22 protein-coding genes are annotated in these 20,787 nt (G+C 27.7%); 7 read left to right on the plus strand and 15 right to left on the minus strand.

Annotation, left to right across the window (positions count from 1 at the left end):
• The first annotated feature begins 20 nt into the window (after positions 1–20).
• Positions 21–1,238 carry an ABC transporter permease subunit gene (locus BUA48_RS14135; protein WP_072832711.1) on the plus strand — a complete coding sequence of 406 codons (1,218 nt, stop codon included), beginning with the start codon at positions 21–23 and terminating at the stop codon, positions 1,236–1,238.
• Between the two features lie 402 nt (positions 1,239–1,640).
• On the opposite strand, the gene BUA48_RS14140 is transcribed toward BUA48_RS14135, so the two are convergent.
• Positions 1,641–1,982: a hypothetical protein gene (locus tag BUA48_RS14140; protein WP_072832712.1), complete on the minus strand. Its 342-nt coding sequence runs from the start codon at positions 1,980–1,982 to the stop codon at positions 1,641–1,643.
• Between the two features lie 505 nt (positions 1,983–2,487).
• Here BUA48_RS14140 and BUA48_RS14145 point away from each other — a divergent pair.
• From BUA48_RS14145 to BUA48_RS14160, 4 genes are all read left to right on the plus strand, one after another.
• Complete coding sequence (locus BUA48_RS14145; RefSeq protein ID WP_072832713.1) at positions 2,488–3,711, plus strand: ABC transporter permease subunit; 1,224 nt, start codon at positions 2,488–2,490, stop codon at positions 3,709–3,711.
• A 161-nt stretch (positions 3,712–3,872) separates the two neighbouring features.
• Entirely contained in the window at positions 3,873–4,760 is an 888-nt protein-coding gene (locus BUA48_RS14150) for an ABC transporter ATP-binding protein (protein ID WP_072832714.1), read from the plus strand.
• Between the two features lie 16 nt (positions 4,761–4,776).
• Positions 4,777–5,997, plus strand: a complete 1,221-nt coding sequence (locus tag BUA48_RS14155) for an ABC transporter permease subunit (RefSeq protein WP_072832715.1) — start codon at positions 4,777–4,779, stop codon at positions 5,995–5,997.
• A gap of 140 nt (positions 5,998–6,137) precedes the next feature.
• A complete protein-coding gene (locus BUA48_RS14160; RefSeq protein ID WP_072832716.1) occupies positions 6,138–7,343 on the plus strand; it encodes an ABC transporter permease subunit in 1,206 nt (401 codons plus the stop codon).
• Between the two features lie 195 nt (positions 7,344–7,538).
• Here BUA48_RS14160 and BUA48_RS14165 read toward each other — a convergent pair whose 3' ends face one another.
• The 12 genes from BUA48_RS14165 to yedF all read right to left on the minus strand — a co-directional run bounded on the left by BUA48_RS14165 (position 7,539) and on the right by yedF (position 17,247).
• Entirely contained in the window at positions 7,539–8,879 is a 1,341-nt protein-coding gene (locus BUA48_RS14165) for a replicative DNA helicase (RefSeq protein ID WP_072832717.1), read from the minus strand.
• A 13-nt stretch (positions 8,880–8,892) separates the two neighbouring features.
• Entirely contained in the window at positions 8,893–10,755 is a 1,863-nt protein-coding gene (lonC, locus tag BUA48_RS14170) for a Lon family ATP-dependent protease (RefSeq protein WP_072832752.1), read from the minus strand.
• Positions 10,756–10,907: 152 nt separating this feature from the next.
• Positions 10,908–11,351, minus strand: a complete 444-nt coding sequence (gene rplI, locus BUA48_RS14175) for a 50S ribosomal protein L9 (protein WP_072832718.1) — start codon at positions 11,349–11,351, stop codon at positions 10,908–10,910.
• On the minus strand, positions 11,351–13,342 hold the full coding sequence (locus tag BUA48_RS14180; RefSeq protein WP_072832719.1) for a DHH family phosphoesterase: 1,992 nt from the start codon (positions 13,340–13,342) through the stop codon (positions 11,351–11,353). The genes rplI and BUA48_RS14180 overlap by 1 nt, the downstream gene beginning before the upstream one ends.
• Position 13,343: 1 nt before the next feature.
• Positions 13,344–14,339, minus strand: a complete 996-nt coding sequence (locus BUA48_RS14185; protein ID WP_072832720.1) for a DUF2232 domain-containing protein — start codon at positions 14,337–14,339, stop codon at positions 13,344–13,346.
• Positions 14,329–14,667 carry a MazG-like family protein gene (locus BUA48_RS14190; RefSeq protein ID WP_072832721.1) on the minus strand — a complete coding sequence of 113 codons (339 nt, stop codon included), beginning with the start codon at positions 14,665–14,667 and terminating at the stop codon, positions 14,329–14,331. Before BUA48_RS14190 ends, BUA48_RS14185 begins: the two co-directional genes overlap by 11 nt.
• 147 nt (positions 14,668–14,814) lie before the next feature.
• A complete protein-coding gene (gene rpsR / locus BUA48_RS14195; RefSeq protein WP_072832722.1) occupies positions 14,815–15,060 on the minus strand; it encodes a 30S ribosomal protein S18 in 246 nt (81 codons plus the stop codon).
• Between the two features lie 31 nt (positions 15,061–15,091).
• Positions 15,092–15,550 (minus strand): single-stranded DNA-binding protein, encoded by a 459-nt coding sequence (locus tag BUA48_RS14200; RefSeq protein ID WP_072832723.1) that lies wholly within the window; start codon positions 15,548–15,550, stop codon positions 15,092–15,094.
• Between the two features lie 23 nt (positions 15,551–15,573).
• A complete protein-coding gene (gene rpsF / locus BUA48_RS14205; protein WP_072832724.1) occupies positions 15,574–15,861 on the minus strand; it encodes a 30S ribosomal protein S6 in 288 nt (95 codons plus the stop codon).
• 114 nt (positions 15,862–15,975) lie between these two features.
• Positions 15,976–16,164, minus strand: coding sequence for a DUF951 domain-containing protein (locus BUA48_RS14210; RefSeq protein WP_072832725.1), 189 nt, complete (start codon positions 16,162–16,164; stop codon positions 15,976–15,978).
• Positions 16,165–16,372: 208 nt separating this feature from the next.
• Positions 16,373–16,621: a putative Se/S carrier protein gene (locus BUA48_RS14215; RefSeq protein ID WP_072832726.1), complete on the minus strand. Its 249-nt coding sequence runs from the start codon at positions 16,619–16,621 to the stop codon at positions 16,373–16,375.
• Positions 16,622–16,656: 35 nt separating this feature from the next.
• Positions 16,657–17,247: a sulfurtransferase-like selenium metabolism protein YedF gene (gene yedF / locus BUA48_RS14220; RefSeq protein WP_072832727.1), complete on the minus strand. Its 591-nt coding sequence runs from the start codon at positions 17,245–17,247 to the stop codon at positions 16,657–16,659.
• Between the two features lie 448 nt (positions 17,248–17,695).
• On the opposite strand from yedF, the gene BUA48_RS14225 reads away from it, so the two are divergent.
• Positions 17,696–18,853 carry an aminotransferase class V-fold PLP-dependent enzyme gene (locus BUA48_RS14225; protein WP_072832728.1) on the plus strand — a complete coding sequence of 386 codons (1,158 nt, stop codon included), beginning with the start codon at positions 17,696–17,698 and terminating at the stop codon, positions 18,851–18,853.
• Between the two features lie 233 nt (positions 18,854–19,086).
• The gene (gene yyaC, locus BUA48_RS14230; protein WP_072832729.1) at positions 19,087–19,671 is read left to right on the plus strand and encodes a spore protease YyaC; all 585 of its coding nucleotides are present in this window, start codon (positions 19,087–19,089) and stop codon (positions 19,669–19,671) included.
• A gap of 84 nt (positions 19,672–19,755) precedes the next feature.
• Here yyaC and BUA48_RS14235 read toward each other — a convergent pair whose 3' ends face one another.
• Together BUA48_RS14235 and BUA48_RS14240 are read right to left on the minus strand one after the other, a co-directional pair.
• Positions 19,756–20,004, minus strand: coding sequence for a YkuS family protein (locus tag BUA48_RS14235; RefSeq protein WP_072832730.1), 249 nt, complete (start codon positions 20,002–20,004; stop codon positions 19,756–19,758).
• 237 nt (positions 20,005–20,241) lie between these two features.
• Positions 20,242–20,763, minus strand: a complete 522-nt coding sequence (locus BUA48_RS14240) for a DUF4446 family protein (protein ID WP_072832731.1) — start codon at positions 20,761–20,763, stop codon at positions 20,242–20,244.
• Between the last annotated feature and the right edge of the window lie 24 nt (positions 20,764–20,787).

Genomic DNA, 20,787 nt, shown 5'->3' on the forward strand with positions numbered 1-20,787 from the left:
TAATTATTAAGGGGGATACCATGTGGGTATTAATTAAACATGAACTAAAAAGATTCTTTAAAAGTAAATTTCCTCTTATTTTTACTATTCTAATTGTGTTACTCAATGTCTTTGTTGGTTTAAACTACAAATCACTAAGTGAAAGTTATACCTGGGAAGATGAATTTAAAAGTTTTCAGAATTTTGATTTTACTAATCATGAAATAGCCTCTTCTCAATTTAACTCACAATTAGATAGTATAGATGAGAATACCTCCGATAAAGCTGAAATTGAAGAAAGAGAGCATATATTATTGGAAATGCAAAAATTAGAGGAAAATCTTAAATACTATGAGAACCTAAAAATGTATGCCGAAAATAAAGATGCTGGAAAAATATCTGAACTAATTTTAAATGATACTAAGTTACGTAATCAAAGGGTTTTGAAAAAAATAGAGAATAACAATTATGGAAATTCTGAAGAAACTAATCGCTACTTTGTATTTGAACTTATGCACCAATATATTTACGATAATAACTTAACTCCTAGAGCTGATGTGTGGAGTGACTATAGTGCCTTAGGATTACTAGTTATTTTATTTCAAAAATATTATATTATAATTTTACCTATATTATTTTTAATAGTTGCATCTACTTCAATATCCGGTGAGTTTAGTAATAATACTTATAAGTTATTGTTTTCTCAACCAATAAAAAAACATAAAATTATAATTCCTAAAATAATAAGTTCTATAATTGTATCTACTTTTCTTATTTTAGTAGCAGCTTTATCAGCACTTATTATAGGTACTATCCTCAATGGGTTTGGAGAACTAAATGCTCCTATCTTAATCTTTGAAAACTTAACTAAAAATCCAATGAAAAAATGCGGAATTCTTGAATATACTCATATAGAAACAACTATACTTGTTTTAGGAAAGTTAATTTCATATACCATCTTTATATCAATTTTTATAAATTCAATGGCTATATTAATTTCATCTTTATTTAAAAATAAATTGACTTCAATTATTACATCTATAATTATATTTATTGGAACTTATTTTACAGCACCACTTATTACTGGTATAAAAGCCTTTAATCCAATGACTTATTTAAACTCCTATGAAATTATAACCGGAATAAACTCTTTAACTATACCTGAAATACAACTTAATCTTGGTGTTTTTATTCTTTTAACACTATCAATTATATTTATAGCCTTTACTCTTATAAAAATGAAAAAGTCTCATATTTAAATTAACTTATATCACAATTGTTTTCTAGACTTATCTTTACTACTCTATTGGTTCCATCCACTACCTGAAACGGTCTAAAAACACGAAGAATACACTTATAAATAAATCATAAAATTAAGATTAAATAGGTAGATTTAATTTAATAAATCTACCTACTTCATTTGATATTACATCATTTCTTTATAGTATTTTAATTCTAATTTTTATAAAAGACCACTTATTAATTTAAATAAGTATAACTTTATTTAATAATTTTACTAATTGGTAATTTAAAGTTTGAATTCTTTCCGTAGATATATTTAAATACTTAAAATTGATTTTGTCATAATTTCGAAATGTCAATACATTAAAATAAATATTATTTTAATTATGTCTTATATAGGATTTGAACTCTTTATGCTACTAATAGCATGCAATTCTCATATCAACTTCTGTTCTGTCAAGCCAAAACCTTCCACAACTATTACATTGTTGTCCATATTGAATTGTCCTACGTTCTTTGTAATCATAGTGATCACCATGTTTAATAGGTCCTCCTACCTTAACCCATGACCCATATTTAGTTCTAGGAGAACAATACCCACCACATTCACATGGTATACCTCTAGGACTTATAGAGTTAGCTTCTACGGAAACTTCTGAATGTTTACAACAATCTACATTGTTGTTTTCACTTGCTAATGCAGTTGAACCACTTAAAGCTAGTGATAACGTTAAAAAAGTTGATATTAGTATCTTTTTCATTTTTATTCCTCCTTAAAATTTTATTAAACTATAGTTTATATCAAGATTATAGTTTAATTTTTCCTTTTATTCAAATTAATATAATGTAGTTTCAAAAATTTATTTTTAATTCTAATCGGTTAATCATACATGTATCTATTTTTTTATTTCATTTTAATTATTTTACATATTAATATATAAATGGTAATATTATTTTAATAACCTGTATTTATTAATTAGCTACTAAAATCTTTATTCAATAGATAACTATCAAACCATATGACATAGGGCATTTTTAAATAACCGAAGAATTTTTATATCTATAAGTAATTTAAATTCAAGCTCAAGAAAACTTCTTATATCTTTAAACTTATATTTACATTTGTATTTTTTTAATGTTAATAAATTTATTAATACTAAAAATAGAATTTATCAGTTTAGTAACTTCCATAACAGTAAAATCTAATTATACTAAACTAAGTACTTTAGCTTATATAAAATTATTTTTAATTTAAGGGGGATAACCATGTGGGTATTAATTAAACATGAACTCAAAAGATTTTTTAAAAGTAAATTTTCTCTTATCTTCATTGCTTTAATCCTTACTCTTAATATATTTTTAGGGATAAACTATAAAAACTATTCTGATAATAATAACCTTGAAAATACACTAAAACTTCCAACTGAAGACTTTATTAAATCTTTAGAAGAAAATTTAGAGCTTTATAAAAACCGTTTAAATGAAATAGGTGATAATCCAACTGATGAAAGTTTAATTGAAGAAAAACAAACCATATTAACTAATATTGATTATGACAATGAATCTCTTAGTCTTCAAACTCAATTGCTTACAGCTATAAATAATAATGATAATAGGACAATATTGAAGTTAAGGTTAGAAGAAATTAAATCTATTAATAATATACTGCCTCCATCTTCTTCAAATCAAGTCCTTACTACCAATCAACCTGAAAGATTTGCTAAGGACTTTTTATCTGAATTTATGTATCAATACTTATATGACAATAATATTGATGTTCCTGTTGATGTATTTCATAACTACAGTGCCTTAGATTTATTACTAGATTTGTTTAAAAACTATTACACGCTTATTTTGCCAATATTATTTTTAATAGTTGCTTCTACCTCAATCTCTGGAGAATGTAGTAATAATACTTATAAGCTACTATTTTCTCAACCTGTAAAGAAGTATAAAATCATAACTTCTAAGATAGTAAGCTCTTTTATTATTTCTTTGTTCTTTATATTTTTAGCAACAATCTCAACTATTATTATAGGTACTTTATTAAATGGCTTTGGCAACCCTAATTACCCTATATTAATGTTTGATAATCTTACTAATAAGATAATTAATCCTTTTTCTATTGTTAAATCAACTCATATAGAGCCAACTAAGGTTGTTTTACTGAAATTGATATCTTATTTTTTACTTGTATCACTATTCGTAAATTCAATGGCTATATTAATTTCATCTTTATTTAAGAATAAATTGACTTCAATCGTTACAGCTATAATTATATTCGTTGGAACTTATTTTACATCGCCAATTATTACTGGTATAAAAGCCTTTAATCCAATGACTTATTTAAATGTCTATGAGATTGTAACAGGTATCAGTTCCCTAACTGAACCTAAAATACAATTGACATTAGGAATTATACTTCTTTCTAGTTTATTGATTATATTTACTATATTAAGTACTCTAAAAGTAAAAAAACTACACCTATAAACTTTATTCATTTTTCAACTTCAGTTGAAATTTCAATGCCTTCTGAAGTTGAATGTTCTTATGTTGGTCTGTTTTATTGTTAATCATATTTATTTACACATTATATATTAACTGTTAAAATTATCATAATAATTAATGATTACTAAAAGGGGATGATCTATTTGTTAGAGGTTAAAAATTTAGTAAAAAAATATTCTTCGGAACCTGTATTACAAGATATATCTTTTGAAATACAGTCAGGTGAAATCCTTGGACTTGTAGGTGCTAATGGTGCTGGTAAGTCCACTTTAATGAAATCCATTATGTCTTTAGTTCCTTTTGATGATGGTGATATACTAGTTGATTCTGAGTCAATTAAAGTTAAACGTGAAAGTTCTCTTGATAAGATATCTTGTTTAATTGAAAACCCAGGTTTTTATCCTGAACTTACAGGTTATGATCATTTAAAATTTATTGCTGATTTAAGAAAAATACCTATGACTAATCTAGATAGCATAATAGATTTTATAGACATAGGTCCTAAGCTAAAGAAATCTACAAAGGTATATTCCTTAGGTATGAAGCAACGTTTAGGTATAGGCATAGCTATCTTGTCTGCTAAAAAGGGATTAATTTTAGATGAGCCTACTAATGGATTAGATCAAGAAAGCATAATTAAATTAAAAAAGCTCTTGGCTAAATGTGTTGAAGGTGGCATGTGGGTGCTTATATCTTCTCATACACTTTCAGACCTAGAAGATATATGCCATAGATTTTTATTTATAGATAAAGGCAAATTAATAGACTCTAATATAAAATCTGACTTTGAAAGAGAAATATACCTAATAGACTCTGAGGATAATAAAAAAGCTTATGAAGCCTTCAAAAAAGTTGACGCAATTAAAGAAGTCTATATTGAAAATGATACTCTAGAGGTAGTTGTGGAAAAAGGACATTTAACACTAATCTTTAATATCTTAAAAGAAGAAGACATCTCGGTAAACTCTATAGTACCTCAATCCAATTCTCTAAAAGACAAATACTTTGAATTATATGAAACTAAACGTTAGTTATTAGGGGGATATCATGTGGGTATTAATTAAACATGAACTAAAAAGATTCTTTAAAAGTAAGATTTCACTTATCTCCATTGTTTTAATTCTTGTTCTTAATATATTTTTAGGAGTAAATTATAAAAATGAGCATAAAGCTGCAACATGGGAGGTTTATACCAACTATGCTGTAGAATCACTTGAAACTTCTAAAAAGTCACTACAAGAAAAACTAGATTATTTAAACACCTTGAATTCTTCTACTGATATTACTGATGATATTGTTGCAGAAAAAAAAGCAACTTTATCTCATATTGAAAATGCTAAAAATAGCCTATTAACTCAAGATCAATTAGTTACCGCTTTAAAGGATACCGATAAAAGAAAATACTTAGAATTAGACTTAGCTTCTTCTTTAAATACTTATAAAAAAGATTTAGAACGTATTAAAAATCATACTAATAGTACTGAACCTAAGGATCTAGCTTTAAGTTTTCTTAATCTTATCATGAAGCAATATGTATATGATAATAACTTAATGCCACAAGTTGATATTAAAAACAACTATAGTTCATTAGATTTATTAATGAACTTACTTAAGAATTATTACATTCTTATTTTACCGATTTTATTTTTAATATTTGCTTCTACTTCAATATCTGGAGAGATTAGTAATAATACTTGTAAACTACTATTTTCTCAACCTATAAAAAAACATAAAATAATAACTTCTAAAATAATAAGTTCTTTTATTATTTCCTTATTTTTTATTTTATTAGTAAGTATTTCAACTATTATTATAGGCACTATACTTAATAGTTTTGGTGAACTTAACTATCCAGTGCTTATGTTTGAGAATTTTAGTGGTAAAGCAATTGAACCTTATAGCATACTTGAATATACTCATATAGAACCAACTAAGATTGTATTAATGAAATTGATATCTTATTTTTTACTTGTAGCATTGTTTATAAATTCAATGGCTATATTAATTTCATCTTTATTTAAGAGTAAATTGACTTCAATTATTTCATCTATAATTATATTCGTTGGAACTTATTTTACAGCACCAATTATTACTGGCATAAAAGCCTTTAATCCAATGACTTATTTAAGCTCCTATGAGATTGTAACAGGAATTAGCTCTCTAACTGAACCTAAAGTACAACTTACCTTAGGAATTATACTTCTTTCTAGTTTGTTGGTTATATTCACTGTTTTAAGTGCTTTAAATGTAAAAAAATTACATCCATAAACCCTTTTAAATAATAACTTCATCTGAAATCTAAAATTGATTTAATATATATCTTAGCAAAATAGCTCTATTAAATCTAAATTTTAATTAATCATATAAGTTAATTTTAAATCTTAGCTATATCATACAAGGGGGATATCATGTGGGTATTAATTAAACATGAATTTAAAAGATTCTTTAAAAATAAATTTATTATGTTATTGCTTATATCTATGGTACTGATAAATTTAGGTTCAGGTATAGCAATGAAATCCTATTCTGTTAATAATGACTTCTATGATGAAACAAAAATACATTCTGACTTTTTAGAAGAGTATAGTCCTATAGTAGAGGATTTTAAAGATGAGATTAATAATAATGTTGAACTTTCAGATATTGATCAGTTAACCTATACTAAGGCAAACTTTTTATCTGAATATCATAGTAAAGCTATATATTGTATCTTGAAAAAAGATAATGCAGCTCTTTTAGAAAATGAATTAAACTATGGTGACTTTGTACTTAAAGATTTTTTTGACCATATGGGTGACAGCTCCTATGAATCAATAGTACAAAAAGAAAAGGTTGATGTTGAAAAGCTACAATTGAATACTTTTTTATATAGATATATGTATGAAAATAATATTAAACTTCCTTTTAGGGCTGAGTATTATCCCTCTGGATTAAATCTTACATTATTTCTACTTAAAAACGTATATGTACTCCTATTACCTATTATTATAATATTCCTAAGTGCCTCTGCAATATGTGGTGAGCTTGATAATAATACCTTTAAACTTTTATTTACTCAACCTATAAGTAAGTTTAAGATTTTACTTTCCAAAATGTTAGTTTCCTTATCACTTGGTTTTATTTTCCTTTTAGTTGTGCTTATTTCTTCATTAATTATAGGAACAATCTTAACAGAGTTTGGAGATGTTAATTATCCAGTTGCTATTTTTAATAATACCTCAATGGCTGCTGTAGATAAATATCAAGCTATAAATTTTGCATCAATATCTAACCTTGGAAGGGTTTTATTACAAATAATAGGCTATCTATCATTGATAATTCCGTTTATCACGCTTTTATCTGTATTTGTATCATCTGTATGTAAAAATAAAATTTCTTCAAATACTATTTTACTTATTGGTACAATTATTTTATATTTATTTTCAAATAATCTACCCTTAGGTAGAGAGTTTAATCCAGTAACTTATATAAATACTTATAATGTAATTACAGGAACCTACACTCTTACTCATCCTACTGTTAGTATTTCTTTAGGAATAATTATAATGATATCTATAGCTCTATTATCTACTATATTTAGTATACTTAAGTGTAAAAAACTTACCTTAGACTAATTTTTATTAAATATATAGTCTAATAAAGAATCTTCATTGTGTTTATAGGTAACATTCATTTTAGAATAAATACAACAGCTATTAAAGCTGTCTAATATTACTTAGAACTTATATATAACTATAGTTTATAATCAAATGAACTTTGTTTATAAAAAAAGAAACTGAACTTCATTAAAGTTCAGTTTCTTTTTTATATTATTGATTTTCTTGATGTATAACATCCAAGGAACCAAATTTACTGAATTGACCTAACCAAGCTAGTTTAACTGTTCCAACTGGGCCGTTTCTTTGTTTAGCTATAATACATTCTGCCATGTTTTTATCCTCTGTTTCTTTATCGTAGTATTCATCTCTATAAAGAAACATTACCAAGTCAGCATCCTGCTCTATTGACCCTGATTCTCTTAAGTCCGATAACATAGGTCTATGGTCTGCTCTTTGCTCAGGTGCACGTGATAGCTGTGATAAAGCTATCACAGGACATTCCATTTCCTTAGCAATAGCCTTAATGGATCTTGATATTTCTGAAACCTCTTGTTGCCTACTTTCAGTTCCACTACTACCTGACATAAGTTGTAGATAGTCTATAACTATCAAATCTATTCCATGTTCTATTTTAAGCTTTCTACATTTAGATCTCATTTCCATTACATTTACACCAGCTGTATCATCTATATATATTTTAGCTGATGCTAATGGTCCTGAAGCCTTTGCAATGTTCTCCCAGTCTTTATCCTCTAAGTTACCTGTTCTTAGCTTTAACATATCTACATTTGCTTCTGAACATAATAACTTATATGCTAGTTGTTCCTTAGACATCTCAAGTGAAAATACAGCAACGCTTTTATTAGCTCTTAAAGCTGCATATTCAGCTATATTAAGTGCAAAGGTAGTTTTACCCATAGATGGTCTTGCCGCTATAAGTATCATATCTCCCTTTTGAAATCCTGATGTCTTAGCATCTAAGTCTGGAAATCCTGATGGAACTCCATTTATACTTCCTTTATTGTTGAAGAGTCTTTCTATTTCTAAAAAGCCTCTTTCTAAAACTGTATTCATAGCTTCAAAATCACTAGTGTTTCTTTTTTCTGCTATATTAAATATTCTTTGCTCTGCAGTATCTAAAACAGACTCAACGTTATTTTGGTTATTATAACTTAATTCTATTATTTCATTTGAAGATCTTATAAGCCTTCTAAGAATAGCTTTATCTTCTACAATTTTTATATAAGAAACCACGTTAGCAGTAGAAAGTACGGAACCATTTACTTCTGTAATGTAAGTTATACCACCAACTGACTCTAGCTTTTCAGTTGATCTTAGCTCCTCTAATAAGGTAATCATATCTACTGGTACATCTCTTTGATATAAATCCATTATAGTGCTAAATATAACTTTATGCGATTCTTTATAAAAATCATCTGCTTTTAATACTTCCGCTGCCTCTGCAATTGCAGTTCTTTCCTTTAACATAGAGCCTATTACTGATTGTTCAGCTTCAATATTATAGGGTAAACTTTTTAAAGGCATATTCATATTTTAATATCTCCTACTCTAGTAATAACTCGATTGCTTCATCTATAGTTTCTATGGCTCTAATTTCTATTCCTTCAATGTCTTTAGGAACTTCCTTTTCATTGTCCTTTGGAATTATAACAAGTTTTATCCCACTTCTCTTAGCACCATATATTTTTTCTAATACTCCACCTACTGGCTTAACTTTACCAGTTATTGATATCTCACCTGTAACTGCTACATCTTGTCTTATAGGTTTATCCTGAAGTGAGCTTATAATACATGATGTTATTGCTGTACCTGCTGAAGGTCCATCTATTTTTCCTCCACCTACAACGTTTACATGTATATCATAGTCACTTATATCTTTATTTGTAAGGTTTCTTATAACTGTAGCTGCATTAAATACTGAATCCTTTGCCATACTTCCTGCAGTTTCATTAAATCTAACCTTACCAGTACCCTTTTTCTTAGCTGGGAATACAGTTGCTTCTATTTCTAAAGTAGAACCTATGTAACCTGCTACTCCTAGACCATAAATATGCCCAACTTCTTTTTTATCTATATTCTTCAACTTTTCTATTGGAACTAATCTACTTATAGCTATTATTTCCTTTAGATCTTCCTTAGTTATATCTACTTTCTCACTTAAATCTGGAGATTTATTGCATAAAACATATCCATATACATCTGATAATATGTTTATTGCTTTTCTTCCTTCAATAGTGTATTTACTTATTTCTTCTGCTACTCCATCCTCTAGCTGTACATTTATTTTAGTTGCAGCATTCTCTACAATTGACTCTATATCCTTATTACTTAAAGGTTCAAAATAAACCTCTGCACATCTTGAACGTAATGCTGGATTTATTTCATGAGGCTCTCTTGTAGTTGCTCCTATTAAAACGAAATCAGCTGGTGCACCCTTATCAAATATATACTTTATATATTCAGGTGTTGATTCATCATCTGGATCATAGTAAGCTGAAGAAAACTCAACTCTCTTATCTTCTAAAACTTTTAAAAGCTTGTTTTGAAGTATTGTATCTAGCTCTCCTATTTCGTCTATAAATAATACTCCTCCATGTGCTTCTGTTACAAGTCCTAGTTTTGGTTCAGGTATTCCACCCTCTGCTAAATCCTTTTTACTTCCTTGATATATTGGATCATGTACTGATCCTAATAATGGATTTGTTATTTCTCTATGATCCCATCTTAATGTGGTTCCATCTACTTCAACAAACTTAGAATCCTCATCATATGGTGTATGATTTAATTTTTTAGCTTCTTCTAAAGCCACTCTTGCTGCTGTAGTTTTACCTACTCCTGGAGGACCATATAAAATTACGTGTTGAGGATATGGAGATGCTATCTTTGATAAAATAGCCTTTATAGCTCTTTCCTGCCCAACTATTTCCTTAAAATTGTTTGGTCTTAATTGTGCCTGTATATTATTAATTGTTGATTTAGCATCAAGCTTTTGTATATCCTCTAATTTTTTCTTAGTTTTACTATTCTCAGGTCCCTGCTTTTTATTAATTATACCCAATTTCATTTCATTCATAATACTTTCTTGTCTTTCTAAAAGTATTTTTTCTACTTCGCCTTCAATTTGGGTTTGCATTAACCTTTTAGCTACCTCATTAACTAAAGTGTTCTTAGTACTTTTAAGAACTTCTTCTCCATTAGATTCATTAGGAACAGTTTCTATACCCTTTCCTTCACTAACTATCTTATTTAAGGCATATAATCTTTCATATGAATTTTGACTATTATAATACTTCCTTAAGCTATATTTAATAAGTCTAGCTTCAAGTACTCCTTCTGAAATTATCTTTTTTATAAGTTCATTTAAGATGTCAACTTCACTTTCAAAGGGAAGATCATTTGCATTCATGCTCTTAGCTATATCTTCTAGTAAATTTTTATCCAAACTAAGTACACCTATCTCTAGTAGACGATAAGTGTTTCCTCCTTTCAACCACAAGACTTCTTATATTAATAATAAAATGAGACCGAAGCCTCATTCTATATTAATTTATTTAGTTATTATTGTGCTACAACTACAATTCTTATTCTTGTTGATATCTCTGCATAAAGCTTAAGTTCAGCATCATAAGCTCCTGCTAATTTAATTGTATCCATAACAACTTTTTTCTTATCTATATCTAAATTAAATTTCTTCTTAATTTCTAAAGCTATATCTTTGTTAGTTATCGCGCCAAATAACTTTCCATTTTCCCCAGCCTTAGCAATTATTTTTATTTCTTTATCCTTTAAATCTTCAGCTAGTTTTTGAGCTTCTTCAATTTCTTCTAGCTTCTTCTTTCTTTCTATTTCATTTTTTCTATTCAAAATGTTCATATTGTTATTATTAGCTTCTTCAGCTAATCCTCTTGGGAATAAGAAGTTAGTAGCGTATCCATCAGATACATTAACAACCTGACCTTTTTTACCCTTTCCTTTAACATCTTTCAATAAAATAACTTTCATTATTTTTCACCCTCCCTTAAATACTTGCTTATTGAGTCTTTTAATAGTTCTACAGCTTCGTCCATACTTGTATTTACAAGCTTAGCTCCAGCCATATTCATATGACCTCCACCATTTAGACCCTCTAATATAACTTGAACATTTATATCATCTAACGACCTTCCACTTATAAATATATTATCTTTTATATTTACTAAAGCAAAGGAGGCTTTTATAGGTGATATAGTGATAAGTTCATCTGCTACTTGTGCTGCTATAATATTATTATCAATATTTTGTGGACATATAGCAATAGCTATATCATTAATTACCTGTACATTTTTTATTATATCAGCTTTTTTAATATATACATCCAAATTTTGTGAAAACATTTTTTTTACTGCTACAGTATCGGCTCCAAGCCTTCTTAAAAATGCAGCTGCTTCAAAGGTTCTCACACCTGTTTTAAAAGTAAAATTCTTTGTGTCAACACATATACCAGATAATAACGCAATAGCCTCTATTACCTTAACATTAGGTTTATCCACCATATAAGGAATCATCTCCGTTACAAGCTCTGCTGTAGAAGATGCATAAGTTTCAATGTAACTTAATATATTATTGCTTATGAAGTCAGGTGATTTTCTATGATGATCTATAATAACCACTCTATTTGACTTATTAACAATCTCCATGCTTTCAACATGATTTTTATTATGAACGTCTACTATAATAAGTAAACTATTATCTGTTATTTCAGTAAAGCACTGATCTGAACTAATAAAAATCTTCTCATTATCATATTCTTTTTTTACTTCTTCAATTACTTTCTTAGTACCCTCACCAATTTCCTCTAAGATAATATTATATCTCTTTCCAAGGTTCCTAATTACACTTCCAAGACCTATTGCAGCACCTATACAATCTATGTCTGCATTCTTATGTCCCATTATAAATACTCTATCACTTTCATTAACAAGATCTACTAACGCATGTGCTATTACTCTAGCCTTTACTTTAGTTCTCTTTTCCACTTCCTTAGTTTTACCACCAAAGAAGGATAACTTATCTCTATTTTTTAATACAACTTGGTCTCCCCCTCTGCCTAAAGCTAACTCCTTTGCAGATTCGGAATATCCATAATTTTCATTTGCAGTTACTCCACCTACTCCTATACCTATACTTAAAGTAACAGCTAATTTATTGCCAAAATATAAATCTCTTATTTGATCTAAAATCTCAAATTTATTTTCAACTTCTTTTTTTATAAATTTATTTTGAGCCACAACAATATATTTATTACTGGCATATTTTTTTATCATGCCCTGTAAACCTTGAGCATAATTATTAAGTGTTCTCTCTATTGCTGCTGATAATAATGGACCTTCATTTTCAGAGGTTGTCTTTAAAACATCATTTAAATTATCAACTTCTATAAGCATAATTGTGTATTTATCATTTTTTATGTTTTCTTCTAAATTAAACTTATCTGTGACATCACAAAAGGTTAGTAATGCAACACTATCTTCTATAATTGGTTTTTGTGATTTATCTATTGCTGTAACAAATACATCATAATACCTATTTTCTATTTCAACATATTTGAATACTTGCTTTTTACCTTCATGTATTTGTTTTATATTAAGTTCCTTACTAATATCTTTTATACTTTTCCCTAACAACTGTCTTTCATGTAAAAGTGAGCTAGCCTTTTGGTTATACCATAGTACTTCTCCTCTACCACCCATCAAGATTAAAGAAAAAGGAGAATTTATTATATGGTTACTTGTCGCTATATTCATATCACTAGAAAGATTCTCTATAAACTTCTGAAACTTAGACTTCTTATCTATATAAGCCTTTACATTTAACAATATAGATACTAAAAAGATGCTTATGAATATTGCAGCTAATCCAAAATGCTCATAATAGAATAATGCAATTATCAATAAGGTTATTAGTATCAAATAGACTTTATTATCAGGTACTAAGTTTTTATATTTATTATTCATATTACCTCACACTTTTTCTATTTTTAGTTAAGCTGAAAGGATCTAGTTTTCTAAAATCAAACATCATTTCTATAAATCCAATTAAAGCATAAACTTGATTAGCTCCAAGTATTACAGTTATAGCTAGTAACCAAAATGTTTTCTTTGTGCTCTTATTTAATTTTTTAGTAAATAAATATGATATAGCTGCTAATCCATTTAAAATAAGCATCATTCTTAAAACGCCTAAACTTCCATACTTTAAGAACTCTCCAATATTTACAAATTTAAAGCTTACAATTATACCCATAGCAAATAATCCAATAAATAATGCACCTAATAAATTAGTAACATATATCTCACTAAATTTTAATTGTTTAATATTATATCCTAATTTATTTGAAACCTTTTTTCCTATAATATAATTGATGACACTAGATATTATAGCAAGTGCCATAAGCATACCTGGTGATGAAATCAAAACATTTTTTGTAGTTATTATTTGTTTTATAATATCTAAAGATTCTAACTGTACCTCAGACATACCAACACTAATATATAATTCTTTTAGATACTCAACCTTATTCATAACAGAATCTACGTATAGCTGAGCTATTCCTACAAAGGATGTTTTGTTTACAACTGCATATAGTAATGCTATTAGTAAAATAGCTACTATGGTAGTAGCCACTAGAATAACAAAAGATTTATATGGGTTATTAACTTTCTTAAAGCAGTATCCTAGTACTAAACCTATGCTACCATATAAGATTAATGCTTGAACTGATAATATAGGATTAATATAAATTGCAGATACAATAGTAGATATAATCATTATAAAGGCTGTCTTTATAAAATTAAATCTCAAATATACCATAGCAATTATAATAGGTACTAAAGTAGTTGCAAATAAATTTACACTTCCCCTTACAGCACATATGGGAACTATTAAAAATGCCAATATGCTAAATAAAATTATCTGTAAAGGAGCAAATTTATTTTCTTCCTTAATATTCATTTTTTCCTCCAAAATCTCTGTCCTTTAAGTGAGAATATAACTTAGTTAGATCCTTATTATCTTTCTCCAAAGGATCCTCTTCTATAATACCCTCTTTTAATTTTCTTTTCATACACTCATCTACCGCAATGTGAGAGTATCCTAATCTATTAGCTAATAAGTATAATAATATTATTGCCCCAGATATACAATTTAATATGGCATCTTGAGCTATGTTACTTCCCTTACATAAAACTTTAAACAAATCACCGATTATACATATCAATTCGGCCTTTAATTTTTCTATGGCTGTTATATTTGCCATAATATTAAAGTCTTCTTTTCTCAAAGCAATCATCCCCTTTACTACCTATATATCTATTTTATTTATTTTTGAATATTTGTGCAACTAAAGTTTAACTTTATTACAGTAATTTTACATTATAAGGTAAAAAATAAAACAGCACCAACGGGGTACTGTTTATATATATGCTCTTTATTCCATTGTGAATGGTAATAAAGCAACGTTTCTTGATTTTTTTATAGCTAGAGTTAACATTCTTTGGTGTTTAGCACAGTTTCCAGAGATTCTTCTTGGAAGAATTTTACCTCTTTCAGTTATGTACTTTTTAAGAACATTAATATCTTTGTAGTCTATATGTTGAGCTTTATCCATACAGAAAGAACATACTTTTTTCTTCTTTCTTCTAACGTTTTGCTTCTTTTGACCTTGACCAACCATCAATCTTACCTCCTATTACCAATTTACCATATTAAAATGGTATGTCATCATCATCCATTGGGGTAACTTCACTTCCAAAATTTGATTCAGCTGGAGTAAATCCTTGAGTACTTTGGTTTCCACCAAAGCCTGAATCTTGGAATCCGTAACCATTATTTGTATCTGGTTGTTTACTACCCTTATCTAAAAACTGAACCTCATCAGCTACAACTTCAGTAACGTATCTTCTGATACCATCCTTGCCCTCATAGCTTCTTGTTTCGATTCTTCCAGCTATTCCAATAAGTCTGCCCTTACTCATGTAATTTGCAGTGTTCTCTGCGGCTTTGCCCCAAACAACTATTGGAATAAAATCTGCTTCCTGTTGACCTTCTCGTTTAAACTTACGGTCTACAGCAATTGTAAAGGTGGCCACTGCCGTTCCTGTACCTGGCGTGAATTTTAATTCAGGATCTTTTGTAAGTCTACCAATTAAAACTACTTTATTCACCTTTATTACACCACCTATTATAATTAGTTTTCGATTTTAACAACCATGTCTCTGATTACGTCATCAGATATTTTGAAATTTCTAGTTAACTCCTTTGGTAATTCAGAGTTTCCTTTGAAGTTGACTAACACATAGTAACCTTCGTTAACTTTGCTTATTGGGTAAGCTAATCTTCTTTTACCCCATAAATCAACATTTTCAATTTCTCCACCATTGTTCTCGATTATACCTTTGAACTTTTCAACGTTAGCTTTAACAGCCTCTTCGTCTAATGATGGTCTTAAAATGAACATTGCTTCATATGATCTCATTAGTTTCACCTCCTCCCTTTGGACTCACGGCTATATTACTAAAGAATATAGCAGGGAATTCACCTATTAATTCTATCATCTTATAGATAATAAATCAATAAATATTTTTTTATTTTATTGACCAATTTCTACTAGTTTCTTCATTCTTTTCTCGAATTCTGATCTTGTCATCATTACTATTCTTTTGCATCCTAGACATTTTATCTTTATGTCTGCACCCACTCTGATAATTTCCCAGTTGCTACTTCCACATGGGTGTGTCTTCTTCATCTCTACTATGTCACCTACATTTATGTCCTTCATAAAATATAATCACCCCAATTTAAGTTTTTTTATGTGATGAAATCTATTACAAATTTATTATAATAATCTATATTCTACTATTATACTAAATCTTCTTATATAAACTCAACTAAAAGTGATTATTTGGCCTTCGGTACAGGAAATTAAAGGAATGACCATTTAAATTATAGCCATCCCTTCTTTTTATTATTCAACTTACATATTAAATTTATTTTATAACTTCTATTTCATTATTTTCATTTTTATAATAAATATTTTTATATACAATTTTATCAGCTTCTATAAGTTCATATATCTTAGGCATATTTTCTTCATCCACCTTAAGACTTATGCCACAACTTTTACTTATTTGAGTTGGTGTTGGTATTACATTGAATTTCATATCAACCTTTTTAGCTTCTGATTCAGCTTTTATAGCCTCATGAGTATTAATAAAAGTAACTATATAGTATTGCACACTTATCACCTATTCCTTTTTCATCTTTCGTTTTGTTAAATATTTACAACCTTATCTGAAGAATTCATAGTTTCAACTATTGAATACATATTGCTTATTTCACCAATAGCTAACTTATCTTTTAAGTTATAAAAATCTAAGCAAGTTCCACATACTTGTATTCTTACATTCTTTTCTTCAAGAGCTTTTAAGCTATCTAAAACAACTGACCCCTCAACTGCTAATTTTACTCCACTGTTAAAGAATAATATATCTGTTGGTATTACATCAGCTTCTGATAATGCAAATATGTATCCTTTTATTAAAATTTCTCCTAATGCATCGTCACCATTTCCAAGTTTATCTTGACCTATAACAACTGTAAATTTCCCATTTTTATCAGTAGTATTCTCTTCAAGTGTTAAAGCTGCTTCACCTTTTATTAAAGTTAATTTAAAGTTTCCGTCCTCTTCTATAAAAGATACTTCTAAAGCATTAGTATTAGCAAATTTAACAATATTATTTTTAGCTATTTCATTATCTACAATAACTTCTGCTACCCCTAATTCTATTGTATCAAAATATTTTTTAGTGTTTATAACAGGCATCGGACAGTTCAAGCCTCTGCAATCGATTAATTGTTTCATAAATGATTCCCTCCCATTTTTATTTACCGTATTTTTATTTAATTTATAAATTCTTATTAGAAATTTTTTTATACGCTTTCATTAATATATATCAATTAAAATTCTTAGTTATATTTAGGCCTATTTAGACCTATAATAATATCCTTACTAAAACTCTATTAAAACTTATATATTCTTTTTGAAAGTTAAACGCATAGATAAAAGTAACATTTTAAAATCCAAAACTTATTCTTTATCCATGATTTTATTATAACAAATTTTATAATTTTACACTAATAATTAAGGCTTTTATTTCCTATTAAATATAGTAATAGTTAATCGATTATCTATAAATATTTTTAATATAATATGTCTATATGAAATATAACCTTTTTATATTATCTTTTATGTTATAATTATTTTATAATTAATATGTGACTATTATCATTAAATTATAGGGGGAACTCTTATGAAAATTTATTTAGATAACGCAGCTACTACTTTTCCAAAACCTGTGGAAGTACCTCAAGCTGTTATGAATTATATGACTAATGTTGGTTCAAATCCTGGAAGAGGAGCTTCTCAAAGTTCATTCCAAGGTAATAGAGTTGTTTTTCAATGCAGAGAGGCACTTTGTGACTTATTTAAATTTGATAAAACAGAAAATGTAATTTTCACTTCGAACATAACTTCATCTTTAAATATATTAATTAAAGGTGTTGTACAAAAGGGTTGGCACGTTATAACTTCAGCTATGGATCATAATGCAACCTTAAGACCACTACATACGTTAAAAGAAGCAGGAATAATTGAACTTGATATAGTTAAGTGTTCTCCTATGGGGGTACTAGATATTGAGGATTTAAAAAGTAAAATTAAATCTAATACAAAGCTTATAGTTTTATCTCATGCTTCAAATTTAGTTGGAAGTATTCAACCTTTAGAATTAGTTGGTCAAATTTGTAAAGAAAAGGACATATTCTTTATAATAGACGCAGCTCAAACAGCTGGTGTTTTAAATTTAGATTTTAATGCTTTAGGATGTAATGCATTAACTTTTACTGGACATAAAAGTTTATTAGGTCCTCAAGGTATCGGTGGATTTTTGATTGATGACAAACTTAATTCATCTGTTAATACTATTATTGAAGGTGGAACTGGAAGTGTATCTTCTGATGTTATTCAACCTGAATTCTTACCTGATAAATTTGAATGTGGTACCTTAAACACTCCAGGTATAGCTGGTTTACTTGCTGGTATAAATTACATAAATTCTACCGGTATAGATGTAATCAGAGAACATGAAGATGAGCTTTGTCAGAAGTTTATTGATGAAGTTATGAATATAGATTCTATAGAACTATATGGTTTTAAGGATGTCTCTAATAGAACTGCTGTTGTTTCTTTAAACTCTAGTAAAATGGATAACTCAGAACTTGGTTTCTATTTAGATAATGAATTTGGAATAACTACAAGAACAGGATTACATTGTGCACCTTTAGCTCATAAGACTATAGGAACTTATCCAAAGGGTACTATTAGATTTAGTTTTGGTGCTTTCAATGAGCTAAGAGATATCCATTATGCTGTAGATTCAATAAATAAAGTTTTAAAACAATATACTTAATTACTATTTAAGAATATTAAATTTACTTAATTTGAATTATAAATTAAATTAATACTGATATTCTTTAAATAAGCTAGTAGTAAATTAATAGATTTAACTTTTTAAAATAACCACTTAAAATATCCATTATTTTAAGTGGTTATTTTTTGATAAAAACTTCTTTTATTATATTTTTATTCTCGCTGAATACTTTTACTATATTTTGGTAACTATTAAAATAGGAGGTGAATTTAATGAAGAAGTTAATTTTTGATTCTATAGATAGTAAAAATATAAAGAAGCTAAGGGATAGCATATGTGAACATTTATGTCCTGCTATTAAGTCTAAACGTGATATTGTTATTTTGTGTATAGGCACAGACAGAGCAACTGGCGATTGTTTAGGTCCACTAGTTGGAGAAAAATTAAAATTTCTTAGTCGTAAGAGGATTCATATATTCGGTAATTTAGAGAATCCTATTCATGCTCAAAATATAGAAAATGTAATAACTACTATAAAATCAACATTTAATGATCCATATATAATAGCAATTGATGCCTGTTTAGGCTCACTTCATAATGTTGGATATATAGTTTTAGATACAACTCCTATAAATCCTGGAGCTGCATTAAATAAAAATCTTCCTTCAGTTGGAGATCTAAGTATAATTGGTATTGTTAATATAACAGGCCCATCTGATTTCTCTGTGCTACAAAACACACGCTTGTACACAGTTATGATGTTAGCTGAAGCAATATCAACCTCATTATATCATGCAATACTAAAATCTATGGGTGGCAAAAAACACTCTGAGGCTTTAGAAGATGAAGTTTGTTAATAATGTTTCACGTGAAACATTTATTTATATAATTACTCCCCCAAACCCCTAAAAATAAAATCTCCAAATTGGAGATTTTATTTTTTATAAGTCACTATATATTTTATTATTCAATATATTTTCAATGTCATCTACTGATTTACTTCCACTGTCTATTATTAATGTACCAGTATTACTACCTGGAATATTTTTAACTATATGACCTAAACCTTTTCTTTTTAAATCACATATTATTGCATCACAAGGTTCATTTTCATTATTTACTAAAGTATAACCTCTTTGTGATAAATTTTCTTTTAACTTATTCTTATCTTCTTGAACATAAATTTTCATAATACTCTCCTGATAGTATTCTATTTTATCTTAAATATAAGTTTGAACTTAAGTTTTATATTAATACCTCTTTAGATAGTATTTCCATTTATGTGCACTTTAATACATGAGTATAAAAATAAAGAGCCATTGCAAAACTGCAATAGCCCTATTATATTAAAACTACTTTTCTCATTATAATTATGTTTAAGTTATAACTGCTTTATTTTAATTTAATGCAACCCATAATATTTAATCTTATCTTGAAAGAGTAATTTTACTTGAATTTCTAGCTTGTTCTAAAACTTGTTTTTCTTCTTGAGATAATTCATATCTTGAAATACCTTTATCTATTGGTTTAGCATATGTTGTACTTTCATTTCTTCCAAATATACCTGTTAATATTACTCCATCATCATTACTATCTAATAGTGCAATAGAATAACTTAAATCTGATCCAATATCTTCAAAAGCTTTAAATCTAGTAACTGCAACCTTTTGAATGCTCTTTTCAATTCTACTATTTAGCTGATTAAAATCATTGTAAAATCCCTCAAACTTTTCTTCAAAGTTATCTATTTTTTCATAATACTGAGTTATAGAACTTTCTATACTTTTTTTACTATTTCCTTTAACCATAGCTTTATATTGCTTTTTTAATTTACTAGTTTTTATTATTAAAATTAGATTTAATAATAAAAGTAATATTACCGCTCCAACTAATGCTAAACTTAATAACTCTATATGCTCACTTATAAGTCTAAAAATTTCCTCTTTCATTTAATATGTCCTCCAAAATGTTTC

The organism is Clostridium collagenovorans DSM 3089 (assembly GCF_900130005.1).
Taxonomy (GTDB): Bacteria; Bacillota; Clostridia; order Clostridiales; family Clostridiaceae; genus Clostridium_D; species Clostridium_D collagenovorans.